The following is a 21,534-nucleotide window of genomic DNA, read 5'->3' on the forward strand; positions in this document are numbered from 1 at the left end:
AGAATTTGTGAATTTTCTTCTATTTTTTTAACTTTTTGCTAGAAATTTTTTATGAAACAGTATACTATTAAAAAAGGAGCCATTTAAACAATAACTATGTCAATTATTATGTTGGTACATAAAAATAAATGGAGAAAAATAAAAAAGGAGAATGAGTATGAAAAAACAATTTGCCCTGTTCTCTACCTTATTACTTTTAGGTTCATCAATGCCAGTAGGTGCATTTGCAGAAGGTAATAACTTGGTAGCTGAAAATAGTTCTGTTGCAGAAACAACCGCAGAAGCAACAACTGCTGAAGACACTGAAACGACAGCGACTAGTGAAACAACAGAAGCGACAGAAGAATCAACAACTGAAACAGAAAGTTCAACCGAATCAAGTGAATCTACAACCACGGAGTCCACGGAAACGTCAGGAACCGAAACGACAGATTCCACAACGGATTCAACATCCACAAGTACGACAGAATCGACTACTGACTCCACCTCAACGAGTACAACAGAGTCAACCACAGATTCTACGTCAACAAGTACAACTGAATCAAGTACCACGCCGACGACCACACCAAGTTCTTCTAAAGAACAGCCAAAACCTGGTACGAGTACTTCTGAATCAAAACAGCCGGCGAAACCAGTGACACCAACAGCGCCAGCTGAAAAGCCAGTAGAACAACCAGCAGCGTCAACACCGCAGCCCGAAATAGTCCCACCAGTTACAAATGCAACGGTTGGGTTAGTGGAAGACGATGAGACGTTTACGGTCAGCAAAACGAAGAAGACAGAAGAGTTTATTCAAGAAATCGGTGAATCTGCTCGGAAAGTGGCCAAGGACAAAAACTTATATGCTAGTGTGATGATTGCTCAAGCAATTTTAGAAAGTGGCAGCGGCAATAGTAAATTAAGCCAGAAACCAAACTACAATTTGTTTGGTATTAAAGGCGATTACAAAGGTCAATCTGTTTCTTTTATTACCTATGAAGACAATGGTTTCGGTAACCTATACACAGTAGAAGCAAAATTCCGTCAATATCCAACGTATAAAGAATCAATGGAAGATTATGCGAAATTATTGAAAAATGGTTTAGATTCCAATAAAGATTTCTATCATGGTGTCTGGAAAACGGAAGCCAAATCATACAAAGAAGCGACACGTTTCCTAACAGGAAAATACGCAACGGACAAAGATTACCATAAGAAATTAAATGCGTTAATTAAAACATACGATTTAACTTATTATGATAAAGAAAAAGCAACCGTTGAACCAATGGAATCAAATTTCCCAGCCTATAATGGCAAAAACTATGACACCTTTAATAGTTATGCTTGGGGCAACTGTACACAATATGTCTACAACCGTATTACGCAATTAGGTAAACGTGTGGACTTAACAATGGGGAATGGTCAAGATTGGGGCGAAACAGGTCGTGCACGCGGGTACAAAGTAAGTCGTACACCAAAAGCAGGCGCAGCGGTTTCCTTCCCAGCTGGCGTTTTAGGCGCAGACAATACTTATGGTCATGTCGCATTTGTGGAAAAAGTCTTTAAAGATGGTAGCATCTTAATTTCTGAAATGAACGTGAAGGGATTAAACGTTGTTTCGACACGTACAATCTCAGCCGATGAAACACATTTGATGAACTATATCGTTCCAAAAGATAAATAAAAAAATCAGCTCTTTGTCAATAAGAACGGATGAGTTGGAAAAATCAAAGCTAGCACTGAAGAAGCAATTTTAATTCTTCAGTACTAGCTTTTTTTGTGGCAAAAGTTCTCTCCAATAAAGTTTAATACATTCAGTTATTGCCAGGAGGATTCAGGTCGGGATGAGTTAGCAACAGTCGCTGATAGCTATATTTTTTTTAGGTAGAATTATTTACTTTTAGGTGGAAGATGTCTTATAATTGTAAGCGGATACAAAAATAAAAAAAGAGGTGGGTAAATGAGTAAAAAAGAAATAAATCAAGTAGTTGCCAGTAGCTATCAATTGTATATTAATGGAGAGTGGACAACAGGTAGTGGTAACAAAATGATTGCTAGTTACAATCCTAGTAATGGTGAAAAATTAGCAGAATTTGTAGATGCCACAAATGCAGATGTGGATCGAGCTGTAGAAGCAGCTCAAGAAGCGTTTCAGACATGGAAAGATGTTGACGTTGTAACAAGAAGCAATCTTTTATTGAAAATTGCTGATTTGATTGAAGAAAATCAAGAACATTTGGCTATGGTGGAGACTTTAGATAATGGAAAACCGCTTCGGGAAACGCAATCGATTGATGTCCCTGCCAGTGCAGACCATTTTCGGTATTTTGCTAGTGTGATTCGTGGAGAAGAAGGATCTGTCAAAGAATTTGATAAGGATACGTTATCCATTGTTGTGAAAGAACCCATCGGTGTTGTGGGTCAAATTATTCCGTGGAATTTCCCCTTATTAATGGGTGCTTGGAAATTAGCACCAGCGTTGGCAGCAGGTAACACGGTTGTGATTCATCCGTCCTCGAGCACATCATTAAGTCTGTTGGAATTGTTTAAAATTTTTGATCAAGTCTTGCCGAAAGGAGTAGTGAATTTAATCACCGGTCGTGGTTCTGATTCAGGAAATTATATGTTGGCACATCCAGGGTTTGATAAGCTAGCTTTTACAGGTTCAACAGAGGTGGGGTACACTGTCGCTAAAGCGGCGGCCGACCGCCTAATTCCAGCCACTTTAGAACTTGGCGGAAAATCAGCCAACATTATTTTTGAAGATGCCAATTGGGAACGTGCATTAGAAGGCGTGCAGTTAGGGATTTTATTCAATCAAGGGCAAGTTTGTTGTGCTGGGTCTCGTGTGTTCGTTCAGTCAGGTATTTATGATCAATTTGTAGAAGCTTTAAAGGAAAAGTTTGAACAAGTGAACGTTGGTTTCCCGTGGGAAAAAGATGTTGAAATGGGCGCTCAGATCAATGAGCATCAATTGGAAGAAATTTTAAAATATGTCGAAATTGGTGTGAAGGAAGGAGCTACGCTGATTACTGGTGGGCAACGTTTAACAGAAAATGGGCTAGACAAGGGGGCGTTTTTAGCACCTACGTTATTAGCGAATGGTACGAATACAATGTGTGTGGCCCAAGAAGAAATCTTTGGTCCTGTTGCAACAGTGATTAAATTTGAAACGGAAGAAGAAGTCATTCGTTTAGCTAATGATTCTGAATATGGTCTAGGTGGTGCCGTCTTTTCTCAAGATATCAATGTGGCATTACGGGTTGCTCGTGGTGTACGGACAGGTCGGATGTGGGTCAACACATACAATCAATTGCCTGCGGGCGCGCCATTTGGCGGTTATAAAAAATCAGGAATTGGTCGAGAAACGCATAAATCAATGCTAGATGCTTATACGCAAATGAAAAATATTTACATTGTGACAAAAGAAGAAGCAGATGGACTGTATTAAGTAGTGTAGTGAATTTTAGATAACAAACTTATTTTTGGTTATTGTTATTTTTCGAGCTAAACAAAACAATAATTTTTTTAAAAAGTTGAGTGATGAGTAAAGTAAAACAGATTAAAAGTAAAGCCTGGTACAAAAATCACTTTGGATTTTTGTACCAGGCTTTAAAGCGGAGTAACAATAGTGTTCACTCTTGGTTGTTTTTAATTTTTGACTATTGTAGAAGGAGTTATTTTGCTTCTTCTGCTTCAAATTTAGCAAAAGCTGTTTCAATAACTTCTTTTAATGCAGAAGCAGAAGCTTCCATTTTTTCTTGTTCAGCATCTGTTAATGGAATTTCAATGACTTGTTTAACGCCTTGGCGGTTGATGATCGCTGGTGCACCGATATAAATATCGTTTTGACCATATTCACCTTCTAAATAAACAGATAGTGGTAACACAGAGTTTTCATCGTTTAGGATAGCTTTAGTGATACGCGCTAGTGCAACCGCGATTCCATAGAAAGTAGCTCCTTTTTTCTCGATGATTGTGTAAGCAGCGTCGCGTACGTTGAAGAATAAATTAACCATTGCTTCTTCATCGACGTCAGGATTATTTTTCACCCATTCGTAAATTTGTAAGCCAGCGACATTCGCATGTGACCAAACTGGGAATTCTGTATCTCCGTGTTCCCCTAAGATGTAGGCATGGACATTTCGTGCATCAACATCAACTAATTCGGCAATTGCTTGACGGAAACGAGCAGAATCTAGTGAAGTTCCTGAACCGATTACTCGTTCTTTCGGGAAGCCAGAGAATTTCCAAGTTGAATAAGTCAAAATATCAACTGGGTTTGCGGCAACTAAGAAGATACCGTTGAAACCAGAATCAACAATTGTTGTAACGATTTCTTTATTAATTTTCAAGTTTTTATGAACTAAGTCTAAACGAGTTTCGCCTGGTTTTTGAGGCGCACCAGCTGTTAAGACAACTAAGTCTGCATCATGGCAATCGTCATAAGTAGCAGCATAGATTTTTTTAGGAGAAGTAAATGCTAATGCGTGAGATAAGTCCAACGCGTCTCCTTCAGTTTTTGGTACATTAATATCAATAATCCCAACTTCTTGAGCAATATTCTGAGTTACTAAAGCAAAGGCATAGCTAGAACCTACGGCACCGTCCCCGACTAAAATTACTTTTTGGTGATCTTTATTCCCTGCGGCTGCAGTCATGTGTACCATTCCTTCCTCTACATTCTTTTTCATGAGCAACGAGTTTTTATTTCCTGTTGCTAAAGTGATAGTAACATGGTTTGTAAAAAATGTCACGAACTTTGATTGTAAAAATGATACAGTTTTCAGACCTGTTTCAAAATGGTAGCTCTTACATGTGCGTAATTTCACTATCTTACGCATATTTAAATTTCTAAAAAATTTTTTTACATCTTTCTTAATCTTCAAAGACTGCGAGTTTTTTTATTTCTATGGTATAATGAATAAAACTGGGTAGCGCATACGCTTCCCAGCCATTTTGTGTTGGCAAGCTTATAATCCAAGGAGAATGAAAGATGAAAGTAATCGTAGGACTGGGAAATCCCGGTAGTAAATACAAAGAAACAAAACACAACATTGGCTTTATTACGCTAGATGAAATTGCGTATCGGCAAAATGTTTCGTTTAATAATAGTAATTTTGAAGCAGATATTGCAGAGTTTTTTATAGGGACTGAGAAAGTATTGTTAGTGAAACCATTAACATTTATGAATGAATCAGGTCGCTCTGTTGGGCCGCTGTTGACCTACTTTGGGGTAGATGAGGAAGACTTGATTGTTATTTATGATGACTTAGACTTAGAGGTCGGTAAAATTCGTTTACGGCAAAAAGGTAGTGCTGGCGGCCACAATGGGATAAAAAGTCTGATTGCCCATTTAGGAACTAATGTCTTTCCTAGAATTAAAATTGGCATTGGTCGGCCCTCAAAAAATGATACAGTTATCCACCATGTACTAAGTACTTTTCCCAAAGAAACACACGAAGAGATGTTACTTGCTGTAAAGAAAGCAGCCGATGCCGCTTTATATGCATGCGAAGGACATACGTTTGTTGAAACAATGAATCAATTTAATGGAAAATAGCAGAAAGGAGGGCCCTTGTTTGAATATTATCGAACGAATTAGCCAAACAGAAATTGCTAAATCATGGCGCAGTCAACTAATGACAACAGGAACGCGCCAACTAATTACTGGGTTATCAGGCTCTGCTAAAACATTACTGATGGCAGGCGCTTTACAAAAGACGCATCAAAAAATTGTTATTGCGGTCCCAAACCTATACTATGCCAATCAATTAGTAGATGATTTTTTAAATATTTTACCTTCAGAACAAGTTCATCTATTTCCAGTAGATGAAGTGTTATCCGCCGAAATGGCCTTTTCTTCACCAGAAGCGCGCGCAGATCGAGTGAGTGCGTTAAATTTCCTGATGACAGCGAATGCAGGAATCGTGGTCGTACCAGTAGCTGGACTACGAAAATATTTGCCAACGAAAGAAACGTGGCAAAATGCGCAACTTCATTGGGAAATCGGGACGGAAGTAGAACCTGAAATCCTCGCGCAACGCTTAGTGTTAATGGGCTATGAACGCCAATCGATGGTCGGGAAGCCTGGCGAATTTAGTATTCGCGGAAGCATTATTGATGTCTATCCGCTAAATGCCGAATACCCTGTTCGGGTGGAACTGTTTGATGTTGAAATTGACTCCATCCGTTATTTCGAAGCAGATACCCAACGTTCATTAGAAAATCTTGAAGAAGTAACGATTTCACCAATGACTGATTTAGTATTCTCAAAGGCAGATATGAATCATGGCATGATGAGGTTACAAGATGCTCTAGAAAAACGTTTAGCGACAGCTAAAGATCAAACGGAGACCGATTTTTTAGAAGAATATTTTGGTCAGTTGCTGTCTTCTTGGGAACAAGGGATTCCTACAGAAAATGCTCACTATTATACAGATTTTCTGTACCAACAAAAAACTACGCTGTTAGATTATTTACCAGAAAATAGTTTGCTTTTTGTGGATGATTATTCTCGTATGATGGAAACGGAGCGAGAAATCGCTAGAGAGGAAGCGGAATGGCAAACCCTGAAAATTGAAGAAATGCGCGTGTTTTCTGAACAAACTTTTGGCGTAGACTTTCATGATCAATTGCGAAAAACTGCACGAAATACGACCTTCTTTTCACTTTTTCAAAAAGGAATGGGGAATCTTCGTTTCCAAGAAGTCCATAATTTCCAATATCGTTCAATGCAACAATTCTTCGGTCAAATGCCGTTGCTAAAAGCGGAAGTGGACCGTTGGCAAAAGCAAAACCAAACGGTCGTTGTTTTTGTTCCTACGAAAGAACGGATTCAAAAAGTCGAAGAGCTATTTCAGGACTTTGACATACCTAGCGTAGTAAGCAATTGGGATCAGTTGTTAGATGGGCATGTCCAAATTGTCCAAGGGGCATTACAAACAGGGTTTGAATTACCTAAAAACAAGCTCGTGGCGATTACGGAAAAAGAAATTTTTCATACAACGACCAAAAAACGGGCACGTCGTCAAACAATCTCTAATGCGGAACGTTTGAAAAGTTATAGCGACTTAAAAACGGGCGATTATGTCGTTCATGCGAATCACGGGATTGGTAAATATATTGGTATGGAAACCTTAGAAGTTGATGGGGTCCATCAAGATTACATGACTATCTTGTACCAAAATGATGACAAGTTATTTATTCCAGTAACACAATTGAACTTGATTCAAAAGTTCGTTGCTTCCGAGTCTAAAACGCCGAAAATTAACAAGCTAGGCGGCAGTGAATGGACAAAAACCAAACGAAAAGTTGCTTCGAAAATTGAAGATATCGCGGATGATTTAATCTTACTTTATGCGACAAGAGAATCGGAAAAAGGCTATGCTTTTCCGCCAGATGATGCGTATCAAAAAGAATTTGAAGAGGCTTTTCCGTATTCTGAAACAGATGATCAATTACGTAGTGCTGCCGAAATTAAACACGACATGGAAAAATCTCGACCAATGGATCGTTTGTTAGTTGGCGATGTAGGGTTTGGTAAAACAGAAGTGGCTTTACGAGCGGCTTTCAAAGCTGTTAGCAACAATAAACAGGTTGCCTTTTTAGTGCCAACAACTATTTTAGCGCAACAACATTACGAAACGATTCAAGAGCGGTTTGAGGGCTTTCCTGTAGAAATTGGTTTATTAAGTCGTTTCCGCACGAAAAAACAGCAAAATGAAACAATTGAAAAAATTAAACATGGCCAAGTAGATATTGTGATTGGTACCCATCGTTTATTGTCGCAAGATATTAATTTTAGTGATTTAGGCTTGTTGATTATTGATGAGGAACAACGGTTTGGAGTGAAACATAAAGAACGACTAAAACAATTGCGTTCACAAGTGGATGTCTTGACGTTAACAGCAACGCCAATCCCAAGGACCCTTCATATGTCGATGTTAGGTGTCCGTGATTTATCCGTCATCGAAACCCCACCAGAGAATCGTTATCCAATCCAAACGTATGTCATGGAAAATAATCCTGGGGCGATTCGGGAAGCGATTGAGCGAGAAATGGCCCGAGATGGTCAAGTCTTTTATTTATACAATCGAGTAGATACGATTGAACGAAAAGTTGAAGAGTTACAAGCACTAGTTCCAGATGCACGAATTGCGTATGCACATGGTCAAATGACAGAAGTACAACTGGAGAATACTTTGTTTGATTTTATTGAAGGACAATATGATATATTAGTCACTACAACAATTATTGAAACAGGAGTAGATATTCCTAATGCTAATACCTTGTTTGTAGAAAATGCGGACTACATGGGCTTATCTACGTTGTATCAATTACGTGGTCGTGTGGGGCGTAGCAATCGAGTGGCCTATGCTTATTTTATGTACGAACAGCAAAAAATCCTAAACGAAGTTAGTGAGAAACGTTTAGAAGCAATTAAAGACTTTACGGAATTAGGTTCTGGGTTCAAAATTGCGATGCGTGACCTTTCCATTCGAGGGGCCGGAAACCTTCTTGGTGCCCAACAACATGGCTTCATTGATTCGGTTGGGTTTGATATGTACTCACAGATGTTATCTGAGGCAGTTGCTCGTAAACAAGGAAAAAATATCCAAGACCAAAAAACGTCTGTTGAAATTGATTTGGGCATTGATGCTTATATTCCAGGAACGTACATTACAGACGAACGACAAAAAATTGAAATTTATAAACGGATTCGTCAATTAGAAAATATGGATATGTACGAAGAATTAGAAGCGGACTTGTTAGACCGCTTTGGAGAGTATCCTGACGAAGTGGCGCATTTATTAACCACTGGCCGTATCAAAATGGATGGCGACCGTGCCTTGTTAGAAAGTATTCGTAAACGCGATCAAAAAGTCAAGTTTGTGTTAAGTAAAATTGGCACAAAAACATACTCTGTGGAGCAGTTGTTTGAAGCGTTATCGGCAACCAGCTTAAAAGCGGATCTAGCAGTTGAGAAAGAACAAATGACTATTTCCTTGAAGTTGCCGAAAGATTGTAAAGAAGCTGTTTGGATTCAAGAAATTGCTGCTTTTACAACCGCATTGCGACAAGAAAAATACAAACATTCGCAAGAAACGGATTCCCTTTAAAAGGAGGCCTAGAAGATGGCACAAAAAGAAATGCAACGAATGATGCAAGGTGCCGTTGTGTTAACCATTGCTTCCTTCATTGCAAAAGTGTTGAGTGCGTTTTATCGCGTTCCTTTTCAGAACTTTGTAGGGGATGAAGGATTTTACGTGTATCAGCAAGTTTATCCAATCTATGGGATTGCGATGACATTAGCATTGTCAGGCTTACCGCAATTTATTTCCAAAATTGTTGCTGAACAACCAGATATTCGGAGTCAAAAACAAGTGTTGCGCCAACTATATCCCTATGTGTTATGGTTAGCGATTGCTTGTTGGGCCTTCTTTTTCTTTGGTAGTCAAGAAATTGCTATTAGTATGGGGGATGCTGCACTCCAACCATTAATGGAAGTTGTTTCCTTTACCTTTTTACTCGTTCCAATTCTTTCCTTCTATCGTGGGAATTTTCAAGGTCATTTGTTGATGGTGCCTAGTGGTATTTCACAGGTGATGGAACAGTTTGTGCGTGTCGGGGTTATTCTAGTAGCTGCGTTGTCCTATCATTACTTTGGTGGCTCCATTTACCAAACGGGGACGGTGGCTATGAGTGGTGCGTTGGCTGGCGGTGTCTTAGCGGTACTTGTCTTATGGTACTACAATCGAAAAATTCTTAGTGGAAGTACGGAATACTTGCATCAATGGAAGATTATGCCTCAAACCACAGGACTATTTAAACGTTTAATGATTGAGGGTGGTTTGGTCTCTTTATATAGTGCTTTTCTGATTCTATTTCAATTAATTGATTCCTTTAAAGTAAAAAATGCCCTCATGCTTTTCGGGCTCTCTGATTTAGCTGCGAAAGTGGACAAAGGGGTCTATGATAGAGGACAACCACTAGTTCAATTAGGATTGGTAATTGCTTTAGCTTTAAGCTCGACCTTTTTACCAGGTTTGACAAAATATTTTATGAAAAAAGACCGTCAACAATTTTTACAAGTTGCAAAAATCTTTTTGCGTCTTACCACAACCTTGGCATCGGCGGCTTCGATTGGTCTGATGATGTTATTGCCGTACATGAACTTTACGCTTTTTAAAGATTATAAAGGCAACGATGTTTTAGGGGTGTATGTTTTATCCATCGCTTTTATGGCCATTATTCAGGCCTACCAAAGTATTGAACAAAGTCGCAATCGTTTTAAAGGTCCTTTAGTGGCAGCTGGTGTGGGCTTATTAGTGAAATTACTGACAACGGGCTTTTTCACCATTCGTTGGGGAACATTAGGTGCTAGTTGGTCTACTATTCTTGGGTTACTAGCGACGTTATTCGTTTTAGTCCGACAATCGGATGCAGCGATTAATTGTTTTGTTCGAGAACGAAACTTTTTGAAAAAACTGTTGCTTAGTTTAGCAATCATGATGCTGTCATTACTGGTCTATCAAGGAATTATCTCCATCTTGTTCCAAGGTGTGCATCACCGAAGTCAAGCGTTTTTCGTTACAGTTTTAGGTGTTGCAGTGGGTGGTACAGTTTTTATTAGCACCATCATTAAGTTAGAATTATTTACGATACGTGAATGGTTAAGTTTACCGTATGGCGCAAAAATTTTACGGATGAGACAAAAAAAATAAAAGAGGTGAATGTGATGCGGTTAGATAAATTTTTAAAAGTTTCTCGCATTATTAAAAGAAGAACAGTTGCCAAAGAAGTCGCTGATAAAGGTCGGATTCAAATCAACGGAGTCTTAGCCAAATCTTCTAGTACTGTGAAGATTGGTGACCTTGTCAAAATTCAATTTGGGAACAGAATTTTAGAAGTAGAAGTCCTGCAACTAAATGACTCTACGAAAAAAGAAGATGCCACAAAAATGTATGAAATAAAATCAGAAACACGTGTCTCTGAAGAATAAGAAGGTGAGGATGGAGCGCTTGGCAAGTTCATTGAAAAGATGAATATTCCAAGCGCTTCATCCTTTCAGCGTTTTAATGAAACAGACGCGCCGCTTTTGAAAAAAATTAATAAATCAACCGCTGTTATTTCAAAAGCAAAGAATATTTTAGAAAAAAGCTTGATTTTCTTTAACTTCTCTGAAATTAACATTAGACAAGGTTCTTAGATGTTGGTATAATAAAACGGACAATCCAAAGCGAGTGGAGCGAGACGATGGGAAAGAATGAAAAAAACTCGAAGAAAGTTGCGGCATTGGAAAATGACTACACGAAAGAACAGTATGTCGAATTCCAAAAACAACAGAAACAATTGATTTTTAGACGCAGACGCTTGGCAGCGATTTTTCTCGTGGCCTTCATTATTTTTGCCTTTTCTGGCATCCAATTGATGAAAGATTATCATCGCTTAGGTGCTTTCAAACAAGAACGAGCAGATGCAATTGCTGAATCCGTAGCAGTTGATAAGAAGGTCAAGGATCTAAAAAAAGACGTTGCTTTGTTAAAAGATGATGATTATGTGGCAAAATTAGCACGTAGCCGTTTCCTTCTCTCAAAAGAAGGCGAACAGATTTATCCCACACCAGAACAAATGAAAAAAACACAGACTTCTGGAGCGGAAGAAAGCAAGAGCAGTTCAGAAAAAAATAGTCAATCACAGTCTTCAACTGAAACAACTAAGTCTTCAGCTGAATAAACTGCAATTATAATTAGGGAAAAAATAGGAGGAACAATTTTTTTATGTCAATCGAAGTAGGAGCTAAATTGCCAGGAAAAGTGTCAGGGATTACTAACTTTGGTGCATTTATTGATTTAGGAGAAGGAAAAACTGGGTTAGTACACATCAGTGAAGTGTCTAATGGATTCGTTAAAGATATTCATGATGTATTAACAGTAGGTGACGAAGTAACAGTGAAAGTAACCTCAGTTGGTGACGACGGCAAAATTGGCTTATCGATCCGTAAAGCACAAGAGCCAGCAGAAGGGCAACAACCAAAACGTGAATTTCAACGTCGTGAAAACAATTATGAGAATCGTGACCGTAATCCACGCGCAGGGGGCAAAAAGCCTTTCAATAAACCACAAGCAAATAACAATAACAATAAACAAGATTTTGACTCATTGATGAGCTCTTTCTTGAAAGATAGTGATGATCGTTTATCTTCATTAAAACGTAATACTGAAGGCAAACGTGGCGGACGTGGCGGACGTCGCGGCTAAGCACAAACAAATAGGGGGACTGGGGATAACGAAGGGGTTATTTCTCGGTTCCTCTTTTATTCTAAGGAAGAAAGAAGGGCGAACAATGTTTTGGCAGTTTTATAAACGAGGAAAAGAACAAGGATTTTGGCAACCGCATCAAACAATCGTGGTCGCCGTTTCTGGTGGTGTAGACTCCATGGCCCTTTTGACGTTAATGGAACAGGTGGCAGAAAAAGAACAATTACAATTGGTTGTTGCACACGTCAATCATCAATTGCGAGAAGCGTCGGCACAGGAAGCGCAATATCTCGCTACCTATTGTCAGCAGCGAGAGCTAACGTATTATGAAACACGTTGGGAAGACCCTGAAAAGCAACGAAATTTAGAAGCAAAAGCGCGCACATTTCGTTATGAATTTTTTAAAGAAGTCATGGAAATTGAAGGTGCGGCGGTCTTAATGACGGCACATCATCTAGACGATCAAGCGGAAACGATTTTAATGAAGCTGATTCGAGGAACTAATTTTTCCCATTCCGCAGGCATTAAAGAGAGACGTCCTTTTGCGACAGGGGAATTGATTCGTCCGTTACTTATTTATCCAAAAGAAGAATTGTATCAATTTGCACAGCGCCAAGCATTCGTTTATTTTGAGGACGAAACGAACCAAACCAATGAATATTTGAGAAATCGGCTCCGTAATCAGGTTTTGCCGCTATTAAAGCAGGAAAATCCGCAATTCTTAGATCAGATTGCTTCTTTTAGTAATGAACAACGTTTTGCCCAAGAATTTATTCAAGAACAAATTGAGCCTCAATTATCTGAAGCCGTAGAACCGACCAAACAAGGATGGCGCATTCCTTTGAAGAGATTATTAAAAGAAACGCCTGCGTACCAGCACTTCTTTTTAACCGCGTTTTTCCAAAAAACATTAGTGCCATTAGGGGTTTCGTTAAACCAACGCCAGATGACACAAATTTTAAAAGTTTTGAATGATGAACGCCAACCGCAAGGCTCGGTTATGTTAGAACAGCAATGGCAACTAGCTAAAAGTTACGATTGGCTGTGCTTAGAACAAAAACAGGTTGCACTGCGAGAAGAAGTTACACATTTATTAGTACCTGGTGCGGGGATTTATTTATCGGAAACCGAGTGGCTAGGATTAATTGCGACAGACAAACCGTTTCCTCTTCCTGAAGAGATTAATCAATGGGCGGGCCAGTTGTTGGCAATCCCGTTGACCACAGCCACACCTTTGACCGTTCGTCATCGCCAAAGTGGTGATCGGATTACATTAAAACTAGGGTTTACGAAAAAATTAAGCAGAGTTTTTATTGATCAAAAAGTGCCAAATGAAGCGAGAGAGAGTGCTTGGGTCATTACGGATGAGCAAGAGGAAATCATTTGGGTACCAAAATTTGCAAATTCCTATTTGAGTATTCCTTTAGAAACTGATAAAATACACTACAGACTCCTTTTTAAGACAAAGGAGTAATGCTGAAAGGAGCGCACTATGATAGAAAAAGATATTGAGAAAGTCCTAATCTCCAAAGAAGAAATTCTTGCGAAGTCTGCAGAGCTTGGCAAGCAACTGACAGAAGAATATCAAGGGAAAAATCCTTTAGTGGTCGGTATTTTAAAAGGTGCAGTACCATTTATGGCTGATTTGACTCGTGAAATCAATACTTATTTAGAATTGGACTTTATGGATGTATCTAGCTACGGCAACGCGACAGTTTCTTCAGGCGAAGTAAAAATTGTCAAAGACTTAGACACAAATGTCGAAGGTAGACATATTTTAATCGTAGAAGATATCATCGATAGTGGTCGTACATTAGCGTATTTAGTAGATTTGTTTAGATACCGTAAAGCTGCATCTGTGAAAATTGTTACCTTATTAGATAAACCAGAAGGCCGTGTAGTAGACATTAAAGCTGACTACGTAGGGTTTGATGTGCCCAATGAGTTTGTGGTCGGTTACGGATTAGACTATGCAGAAACGTACCGCAACTTGCCTTATATTGGCGTTTTAAAACCTGAAGTTTACGAATCAAATTAATATCTATCAAGGAATTAATTGTGTTACAATGTAAAGGTCAGGATTGATAAAAGAATAACATGAATTGTAATGATGAGCATAAGGAGGACAGGCATGAACAAAAAGAATAATGGCATGAAAAATGGTTTATACTACGTCTTAGTAGTACTTGCCATGGTCATGGTTGTCTATTTCATTTTTGGAAATAACAACCAACAATCGCCAGACATCGATTACTCAACCTTCCAACAACAATTGGAAGACGGAAAAGTCAAAGACATGACCATTCAACCAACCAATGGGGTTTACCGGATTGAAGGTCAGTATAAAGAAAAACAAGAAGTGAAAGACACAGGTGGTCTGTCATTGTGGGGCTCAACGCAAGCGTCGTCAAAAGGCTTCACAACAACCGTTTTACCTAGTGATACAACCTTAGCTGGCATTCAAGATGCGGCACAAAATAACAAGGTGAAGCTAGTTGTCAAAGAACAATCAACAAGTGGTGCTTGGTTGTCACTGTTGTTTAGTTTCTTACCATTAGTGATTATTTTCTTCTTCTTCTACATGATGATGAGCCAACAAGGCGGTGGCGGTGGCGGCGGTGGCCGTGTGATGAACTTCGGTAAATCAAAAGCCAAAGAAGCCGATAAAAAAGCTAACCGTGTCCGCTTCTCAGATGTAGCTGGTGCGGAAGAAGAAAAACAAGAATTAGTTGAAGTAGTGGAATTCTTAAAAGATCCACGTCGTTTCGCTGAATTAGGCGCACGGATTCCTGCGGGCGTACTATTAGAAGGACCTCCAGGGACTGGTAAAACGTTACTTGCTAAAGCCGTAGCAGGTGAAGCAGGTGTGCCATTTTACTCAATCTCAGGTTCAGATTTCGTTGAAATGTTTGTCGGGGTCGGTGCTAGCCGTGTCCGGGATTTATTTGAAACAGCGAAGAAAAACGCACCTGCGATTATCTTTATCGATGAAATCGATGCAGTTGGTCGTCAACGTGGTGCTGGTATGGGTGGCGGACACGACGAACGTGAACAAACCCTTAACCAATTATTAGTTGAGATGGATGGTTTTGATGGCAATGAAGGAGTTATCGTAATTGCTGCAACGAACCGTTCAGACGTGTTAGACCCAGCGTTGTTACGTCCAGGTCGTTTTGACCGCCAAATCTTGGTAGGACGTCCAGATGTCAAAGGTCGTGAAGCGATTTTACGTGTTCATGCGAAAAACAAACCGTTAGCTGATGACGTTGATTTGAAAGTTGTTGCACAACAAACACCAGGTTTTGCTGGTGCTGATTTAGAAAATGTCTTAAACGAAGCAGCCTTAGTTGCTGCTCGTCGTAACAAGAAAAAAATTGATGCTTCTGATGTGGATGAAGCCGAAGACCGCGTAATTGCTGGTCCAGCTAAAAAAGATCGCGTGATTAATAAAAAAGAACGCGAAATGGTGGCTTACCATGAAGCGGGACACACAATCGTTGGTTTAGTCTTAAGCCGTGCCCGTGTTGTCCATAAAGTAACAATTATCCCTCGTGGTCGCGCAGGCGGTTATATGATTGCTTTACCAAAAGAAGATCAATTCTTAATGACTAAAGAAGATATGTTTGAACAAATCGTTGGCTTACTTGGTGGACGTACAGCAGAAGAAATTATCTTTGGCGTTCAATCAACAGGGGCTTCAAATGACTTTGAACAAGCAACAGGGATTGCCCGTAGCATGGTAACTGAATATGGAATGAGCGACAAATTAGGACCTGTTCAATATGAAGGAAACCATCAAGTCTTTGTCGGTCGTGATTATGGTCAAACAAAAGCTTACTCAGAACAAGTGGCGTTTGAAATCGATCAGGAAGTTCGTCGTATCTTAATGGATGCTCATACGAAAGCGCATGAAATTATCGAAGCGCACCGTGAACAACATAAACTAATCGCTGAAAAACTATTAGAATATGAAACATTAGATGCAAAAGCAATCAAATCATTATTTGAAACAGGTAAAATGCCTGAAGGTACTGACAGCGACTATCCTAGTGAAAAAGAAGCGCAAACATTCGAAGAAGCAAAACGTGCTTTAGAAGAAAAAGAAGCGCAAAAACAAGTTGAAGAAAAGCAAGACTTTGAAGAAGCGAAAAAAGAATTACATGATGAAGCAGAAGAAGTCAAAGTAGAAAGCGAACAAACAGAAAAAGAAGTCCAATCTGAAGAGAAAAAAGATTCAGATTCCAATTCTGAATATGATCGCAATAACTACGAAGATCGTTATAAATAACCAATTAGTAGAAGGTGCAGTATTTGTCGAGTTGACGAATACTGCACCTTCTATAATATTAAGATATTCTATAGAAGGAAGATTATTTGGTTGAAAAAACACCTGATTCCTAGTATTATCTGACTAATGGACAAAAAAGCACCAAGAGAAGAGGAAAAAGAATGGAAGATTATTTGGTAAAAGCCCTTTGTTATAAAGGTTCAATTCGAGCATATGCCATCAGTGCCACTGAAACTGTTAGCGAAGCGCAAAGAAGACATGATACATGGAGTTCTTCTACCGCAGCGTTAGGGCGCACATTGATTGGAGCCCTTTTACTAGGAGCGACTTTAAAAGGTGACGATAAATTAACTGTAAAAGTACAAGGAAATGGCCCAGCTGGCGCTATTATTGTCGATAGTAATGGCCGTGGAGAAACAAAAGGCTACATTAAAAATCCACATGTCAGCTTAAAGTTGAATGCAACAGGTAAAATTGATGTACGTGGCGCTGTCGGTAACGAAGGAATTTTCACAGTCATTAAAGATTTAGGATTAAAAGAAACCTTTTCTGGACAAACACCTATTGTTTCTGGTGAAATCGGTGAAGACTTTACATATTTTATGGCGGTCTCTGAACAAGTTCCTTCAGCTATCGGTTTAGGTGTATTGGTGGACACGGATGAATCGGTGAAAGCAGCCGGTGGTTTTATGATTCAAGTAATGCCAGGTGCCGATGAAAGTACCATTGATTTTATTGAACAGCGTCTAGCGGAAGTGCCACCAATTTCACAATTACTAGAAAATGGAGAAACACCTGAACAAGTCTTGTATCGCTTATTGGGAGAAGACGAAGTAGAAATTTTAGAAAAAATGCCTGTACAATTTAAATGTGACTGTTCCAAAGAAAAATTTGCGACCGCTTTGATTGCCGTTGGGATCGATGAATTAAATGCGATGATTGATGAAGATCATGGAGCAGAAGCAGTTTGTCAATTCTGTAACAATAAATATCACTATAGTGAAGAAGAATTAATTGAACTTCGCGATGAAGCGATTCGCAATACGAAACAAAAGTAGGAGGAAAGACTATGTGGAAAATTGGAGACGTTGAAATCCCCAACCGTGTTGTCGTAGCTCCGATGGCGGGTATTAGTAACGCCGCTTTTCGTGTGACTGTAAAAGAATTTGGCGCAGGATTAGTCGTTTGTGAAATGATTAGTGATAAAGGAATTAAATTAAGAAACAAAAAAACCTTAGAAATGCTATATATTGATGAGCGGGAATATCCTTTAAGTGTACAAATTTTTGGTGGAGATAAGGAAACATTAGTGGAAGCTGCTAAGTTTGTTGAAGAAAATACGCAAGCGGCGATTATTGATATTAACATGGGCTGCCCTGTCAATAAAATAATTAAAGCTGAAGCTGGTGCGAAATGGTTGCTGGATCCGAATAAAGTGCATGAGATGGTTCACGCAGTCTCTTCAGCAGTTTCTTTGCCTGTCACTGTAAAAATGCGAACAGGCTGGGATGAAGATCATCTATATGCTGTAGACAACGCTTTGGCTGCCGAACAAGCAGGGGCTTCGGCAATTGCTATGCATGGTCGGACGCGTGTCCAAATGTACGAAGGGACAGCCAACTGGGACGTTTTAAAGGAAGTGAAAAAGCATTTAAGCATTCCTTTTATGGGAAATGGCGATGTCAAAACGCCTGAAGATGCTAAACGCATGTTAGAATATGTTGGAGCGGATGGTGTGATGATTGGTCGAGCTGCTTTGGGCAATCCTTGGATGATTCAACGGACGAAAGAATACTTGGAAACGGGCGAATTGATGCCTGAGCCTTCACCAGCTGAAAAAATCAATATTGCAAAAGTTCATTTACAACGATTAGTGGATTTAAAAGGTGAAAAAATTGCGGTCCGTGAGTTTCGCCAACATGCTTCTTACTATCTAAAAGGAATCTCGCGAGCAGCTAAAGTGAAAGTTGCGATTAACCAAGTTGAAACACAACAAGCAGTTGTCGATTTACTTGATGCCTTTGTAGAGAAGATTTCCAAAGTTGCTGTAACTACTATAGAAGAATAAAAAATTCAAGCCGAAAGTAAAATTCGGCTTGCTTTTTTTCGAATTACTGTGGCATTATTAGGATAGGTTAAAATCAAGAATGGAGGAACAACAGTGGCAGAAGAACAACAAGCGCATTTAGAGGATTTAAATGATCAAATGCTCGTGCGCCGCGAAAAAATGGAAGCTTTACGTGAAGAAGGGATTGATCCTTTCGGTAAACGTTTCGATCGCACTCATAATTCAGCAGAACTTCATGAACAATATGATAATCATACAAAAGAAGAACTTAGTGAAATGAATACAGAAGTCAGCGTTGCTGGACGTATGATGACAAAACGTGGTAAAGGAAAAGCTGGTTTCGCCCATTTGCAAGACCGTGAAGGCCAAATTCAAATTTATGTTCGGAAGGACCAAGTTGGAGACGAAGCCTATGAACTATTTAAACATGCTGACTTAGGCGACTTCTTTGGTGTGACAGGTCAAGTAATGAAAACCAATACGGGGGAAGTTACTGTTAAAGCTCAAACAATTACGTTATTAACTAAAGCTTTGCGTCCATTGCCAGATAAATACCATGGATTAACGAATGTGGAGCAACGCTATCGTCAACGCTATTTGGATTTAATCAGTAACAAAGAAAGCTTTGATCGTTTCATGAAACGCAGTCAAATTATTAGCGAAATCCGTCGTTATCTAGATGGCAATGGCTATGTCGAAGTAGAAACGCCTGTCTTGCATAACGAAGCAGGAGGAGCTGCTGCTCGTCCATTTATCACACACCATAATGCATTAGATATGGACTTATACTTACGCATTGCCCTAGAGTTACATTTAAAACGTTTAATTGTCGGTGGCATGGAAAAAGTATATGAAATTGGTCGTGTCTTCCGTAATGAAGGAATCGATACCACTCATAACCCAGAATTTACAATGCTAGAAGCTTATACCGCTTATACTGATTATCAAGATGTGATGGATTTAACAGAGGGAATTATTCGTAATGCTGCGGAAAAAGTCTTAGGAACTACTGATATCACGTACGATGGTCAAGCGGTTGACTTAGGAAGTCCTTTCAAACGTCTACACATGGTAGATGCGGTCAAAGAACAAACGGGCGTAGATTTTTGGCAAGAGATGACGATAGAAGAAGCCCGTGCGTTGGCTAAAGAACATAATGTTGAAATTACAGATGCCATGACAGTCGGTCATATCATTAATGAATTTTTCGAAACATTTGTAGAAGATACGTTGCAACAACCAACATTTATTTATGGTCACCCAGTAGCTGTTTCACCATTAGCGAAGAAAAATCCAGAAGATGGTCGTTTCACTGACCGCTTTGAACTATTTATTATCGGAAAAGAGTTTGCTAATGCATTTACAGAATTAAATGATCCAATTGACCAACGTGAACGTTTTGAAGAACAAGAAAAAGAACGGGAACAAGGAAATGATGAAGCACACGGAGTAGATGAAGATTTCATCGAAGCCTTAGAATATGGCTTGCCACCAACCGGAGGATTAGGTATTGGGATTGATCGACTAGTTATGTTATTAACTGATGCACAATCAATTCGTGATGTCTTGCTATTCCCAACAATGAGATAAAAAAAGATGCCTTAAGGGCATCTTTTTTTTGTATTCGCAAAAAATTAAATAAAAAAAGAATAGAAAAACAATTGAAACCAATTCTTTTTTTCTAAAAAAATCGAAGATGGGTAATAAAAAGAATGGGTAATCTGATAAAAAAACGAACTTTATCTAATCGGATAAGAAAGAATAATCGGTATTGAAAAAAAGTTTAAAAAAAGTGAAAATAATGATTGACCAATGCTTGAAATCTTGGTATATTATTACATGTCGCAAGGCGAGTCACACAGCTGAGCGATTCAGAAATCAATAATTAAATAACAATTCTTGATTTCGAATCTCTCGAAAAAAGTTTGAAAAAACAACAAAAAAGTTGTTGACAAATAACAAACGAGATGATAAGATATAGAAGTTGTCACAACAGACAACAACAACCGAGCAAAACAACTTAAAAAAACTTTTTTAAAAAAGTTCTTGACATTCAAACGAAAGTTTGTTATGATATAAAAGTTGCTGCGAGGTAACGTAGACCTTTGAAAACTGAACAAAGAATAGACGAACCAAATGTGTAGGGCGTCTTGATTCAATTCAAGACAACAAACATTTTTAACAAGCAAGCAATATGCTAGCAAACAAATTGAGCTTAACAATCGTAAGATTGTTCTAACTTTTATTATGAGAGTTTGATCCTGGCTCAGGACGAACGCTGGCGGCGTGCCTAATACATGCAAGTCGAACGCTTCTTTCCTCCCGAGTGCTTGCACTCAATTGGAAAGAGGAGTGGCGGACGGGTGAGTAACACGTGGGTAACCTACCCATCAGAGGGGGATAACACTTGGAAACAGGTGCTAATACCGCATAACAGTTTATGCCGCATGGCATAAGAGTGAAAGGCGCTTTCGGGTGTCGCTGATGGATGGACCCGCGGTGCATTAGCTAGTTGGTGAGGTAACGGCTCACCAAGGCCACGATGCATAGCCGACCTGAGAGGGTGATCGGCCACACTGGGACTGAGACACGGCCCAGACTCCTACGGGAGGCAGCAGTAGGGAATCTTCGGCAATGGACGAAAGTCTGACCGAGCAACGCCGCGTGAGTGAAGAAGGTTTTCGGATCGTAAAACTCTGTTGTTAGAGAAGAACAAGGACGTTAGTAACTGAACGTCCCCTGACGGTATCTAACCAGAAAGCCACGGCTAACTACGTGCCAGCAGCCGCGGTAATACGTAGGTGGCAAGCGTTGTCCGGATTTATTGGGCGTAAAGCGAGCGCAGGCGGTTTCTTAAGTCTGATGTGAAAGCCCCCGGCTCAACCGGGGAGGGTCATTGGAAACTGGGAGACTTGAGTGCAGAAGAGGAGAGTGGA

The 21,534-nt window shown here is 39.5% G+C and carries 15 protein-coding genes and 1 rRNA gene (1 of these 16 only partly in view); 15 read left to right on the forward strand and 1 reads right to left on the reverse strand.

Translation table 11 applies throughout. The features are described 5' to 3' along the window. The first annotated feature begins 151 nt into the window (after window positions 1-151). Complete coding sequence (locus IGJ37_RS01020) at window positions 152-1,663, forward strand: glucosaminidase domain-containing protein (RefSeq protein ID WP_002361554.1); 1,512 nt, start codon at window positions 152-154, stop codon at window positions 1,661-1,663. Between the two features lie 276 nt (window positions 1,664-1,939). Continuing rightward, on the forward strand, window positions 1,940-3,430 hold the full coding sequence (locus IGJ37_RS01025) for an aldehyde dehydrogenase family protein (protein WP_002361555.1): 1,491 nt from the start codon (window positions 1,940-1,942) through the stop codon (window positions 3,428-3,430). Between the two features lie 226 nt (window positions 3,431-3,656). Here the strand turns inward: IGJ37_RS01025 and IGJ37_RS01030 are convergent, their stop codons facing one another. Next, window positions 3,657-4,640 carry an L-lactate dehydrogenase gene (locus tag IGJ37_RS01030; protein WP_002356251.1) on the reverse strand — a complete coding sequence of 328 codons (984 nt, stop codon included), beginning with the start codon at window positions 4,638-4,640 and terminating at the stop codon, window positions 3,657-3,659. Between the two features lie 335 nt (window positions 4,641-4,975). Here IGJ37_RS01030 and pth point away from each other — a divergent pair, with 335 nt between their 5' ends. The 13 genes from pth to IGJ37_RS01095 form a co-directional block, all read left to right on the forward strand. Continuing rightward, on the forward strand, window positions 4,976-5,542 hold the full coding sequence (gene pth, locus IGJ37_RS01035; protein ID WP_002361556.1) for an aminoacyl-tRNA hydrolase: 567 nt from the start codon (window positions 4,976-4,978) through the stop codon (window positions 5,540-5,542). Window positions 5,543-5,561: 19 nt separating this feature from the next. Further along, complete coding sequence (gene mfd, locus IGJ37_RS01040) at window positions 5,562-9,101, forward strand: transcription-repair coupling factor (protein ID WP_002379909.1); 3,540 nt, start codon at window positions 5,562-5,564, stop codon at window positions 9,099-9,101. A gap of 15 nt (window positions 9,102-9,116) precedes the next feature. After that, entirely contained in the window at window positions 9,117-10,706 is a 1,590-nt protein-coding gene (locus IGJ37_RS01045) for a putative polysaccharide biosynthesis protein (RefSeq protein ID WP_002364515.1), read from the forward strand. Window positions 10,707-10,720: 14 nt separating this feature from the next. After that, window positions 10,721-10,984 carry an RNA-binding S4 domain-containing protein gene (locus IGJ37_RS01050; protein WP_002356255.1) on the forward strand — a complete coding sequence of 88 codons (264 nt, stop codon included), beginning with the start codon at window positions 10,721-10,723 and terminating at the stop codon, window positions 10,982-10,984. A 254-nt stretch (window positions 10,985-11,238) separates the two neighbouring features. Continuing rightward, complete coding sequence (locus IGJ37_RS01055) at window positions 11,239-11,718, forward strand: FtsB family cell division protein (protein WP_002356257.1); 480 nt, start codon at window positions 11,239-11,241, stop codon at window positions 11,716-11,718. A gap of 44 nt (window positions 11,719-11,762) precedes the next feature. Beyond that, a complete protein-coding gene (locus IGJ37_RS01060; RefSeq protein ID WP_002356258.1) occupies window positions 11,763-12,242 on the forward strand; it encodes a S1 domain-containing RNA-binding protein in 480 nt (159 codons plus the stop codon). A gap of 85 nt (window positions 12,243-12,327) precedes the next feature. Continuing rightward, window positions 12,328-13,716: a tRNA lysidine(34) synthetase TilS gene (gene tilS, locus IGJ37_RS01065; RefSeq protein ID WP_080265867.1), complete on the forward strand. Its 1,389-nt coding sequence runs from the start codon at window positions 12,328-12,330 to the stop codon at window positions 13,714-13,716. Window positions 13,717-13,734: 18 nt separating this feature from the next. Beyond that, the gene (gene hpt / locus IGJ37_RS01070; protein WP_002356260.1) at window positions 13,735-14,280 is read left to right on the forward strand and encodes a hypoxanthine phosphoribosyltransferase; all 546 of its coding nucleotides are present in this window, start codon (window positions 13,735-13,737) and stop codon (window positions 14,278-14,280) included. A 93-nt stretch (window positions 14,281-14,373) separates the two neighbouring features. Then, window positions 14,374-16,530 carry an ATP-dependent zinc metalloprotease FtsH gene (ftsH, locus tag IGJ37_RS01075; protein WP_002364513.1) on the forward strand — a complete coding sequence of 719 codons (2,157 nt, stop codon included), beginning with the start codon at window positions 14,374-14,376 and terminating at the stop codon, window positions 16,528-16,530. Between the two features lie 161 nt (window positions 16,531-16,691). Continuing rightward, entirely contained in the window at window positions 16,692-17,588 is an 897-nt protein-coding gene (hslO, locus tag IGJ37_RS01080; protein WP_002359370.1) for an Hsp33 family molecular chaperone HslO, read from the forward strand. A gap of 11 nt (window positions 17,589-17,599) precedes the next feature. Beyond that, the gene (gene dusB / locus IGJ37_RS01085; RefSeq protein ID WP_002396119.1) at window positions 17,600-18,598 is read left to right on the forward strand and encodes a tRNA dihydrouridine synthase DusB; all 999 of its coding nucleotides are present in this window, start codon (window positions 17,600-17,602) and stop codon (window positions 18,596-18,598) included. Window positions 18,599-18,691: 93 nt separating this feature from the next. Further along, window positions 18,692-20,188: a lysine--tRNA ligase gene (gene lysS / locus IGJ37_RS01090; protein WP_002359372.1), complete on the forward strand. Its 1,497-nt coding sequence runs from the start codon at window positions 18,692-18,694 to the stop codon at window positions 20,186-20,188. Window positions 20,189-20,841: 653 nt separating this feature from the next. Beyond that, a 16S ribosomal RNA gene (locus IGJ37_RS01095) occupies window positions 20,842-21,534 on the forward strand; it runs 868 nt beyond the window's last position.

The sequence above is a fragment of the Enterococcus sp. AZ104 genome (genome assembly GCF_050546705.1).
In the GTDB taxonomy this organism is placed as follows: Bacteria; Bacillota; Bacilli; order Lactobacillales; family Enterococcaceae; genus Enterococcus; species Enterococcus faecalis.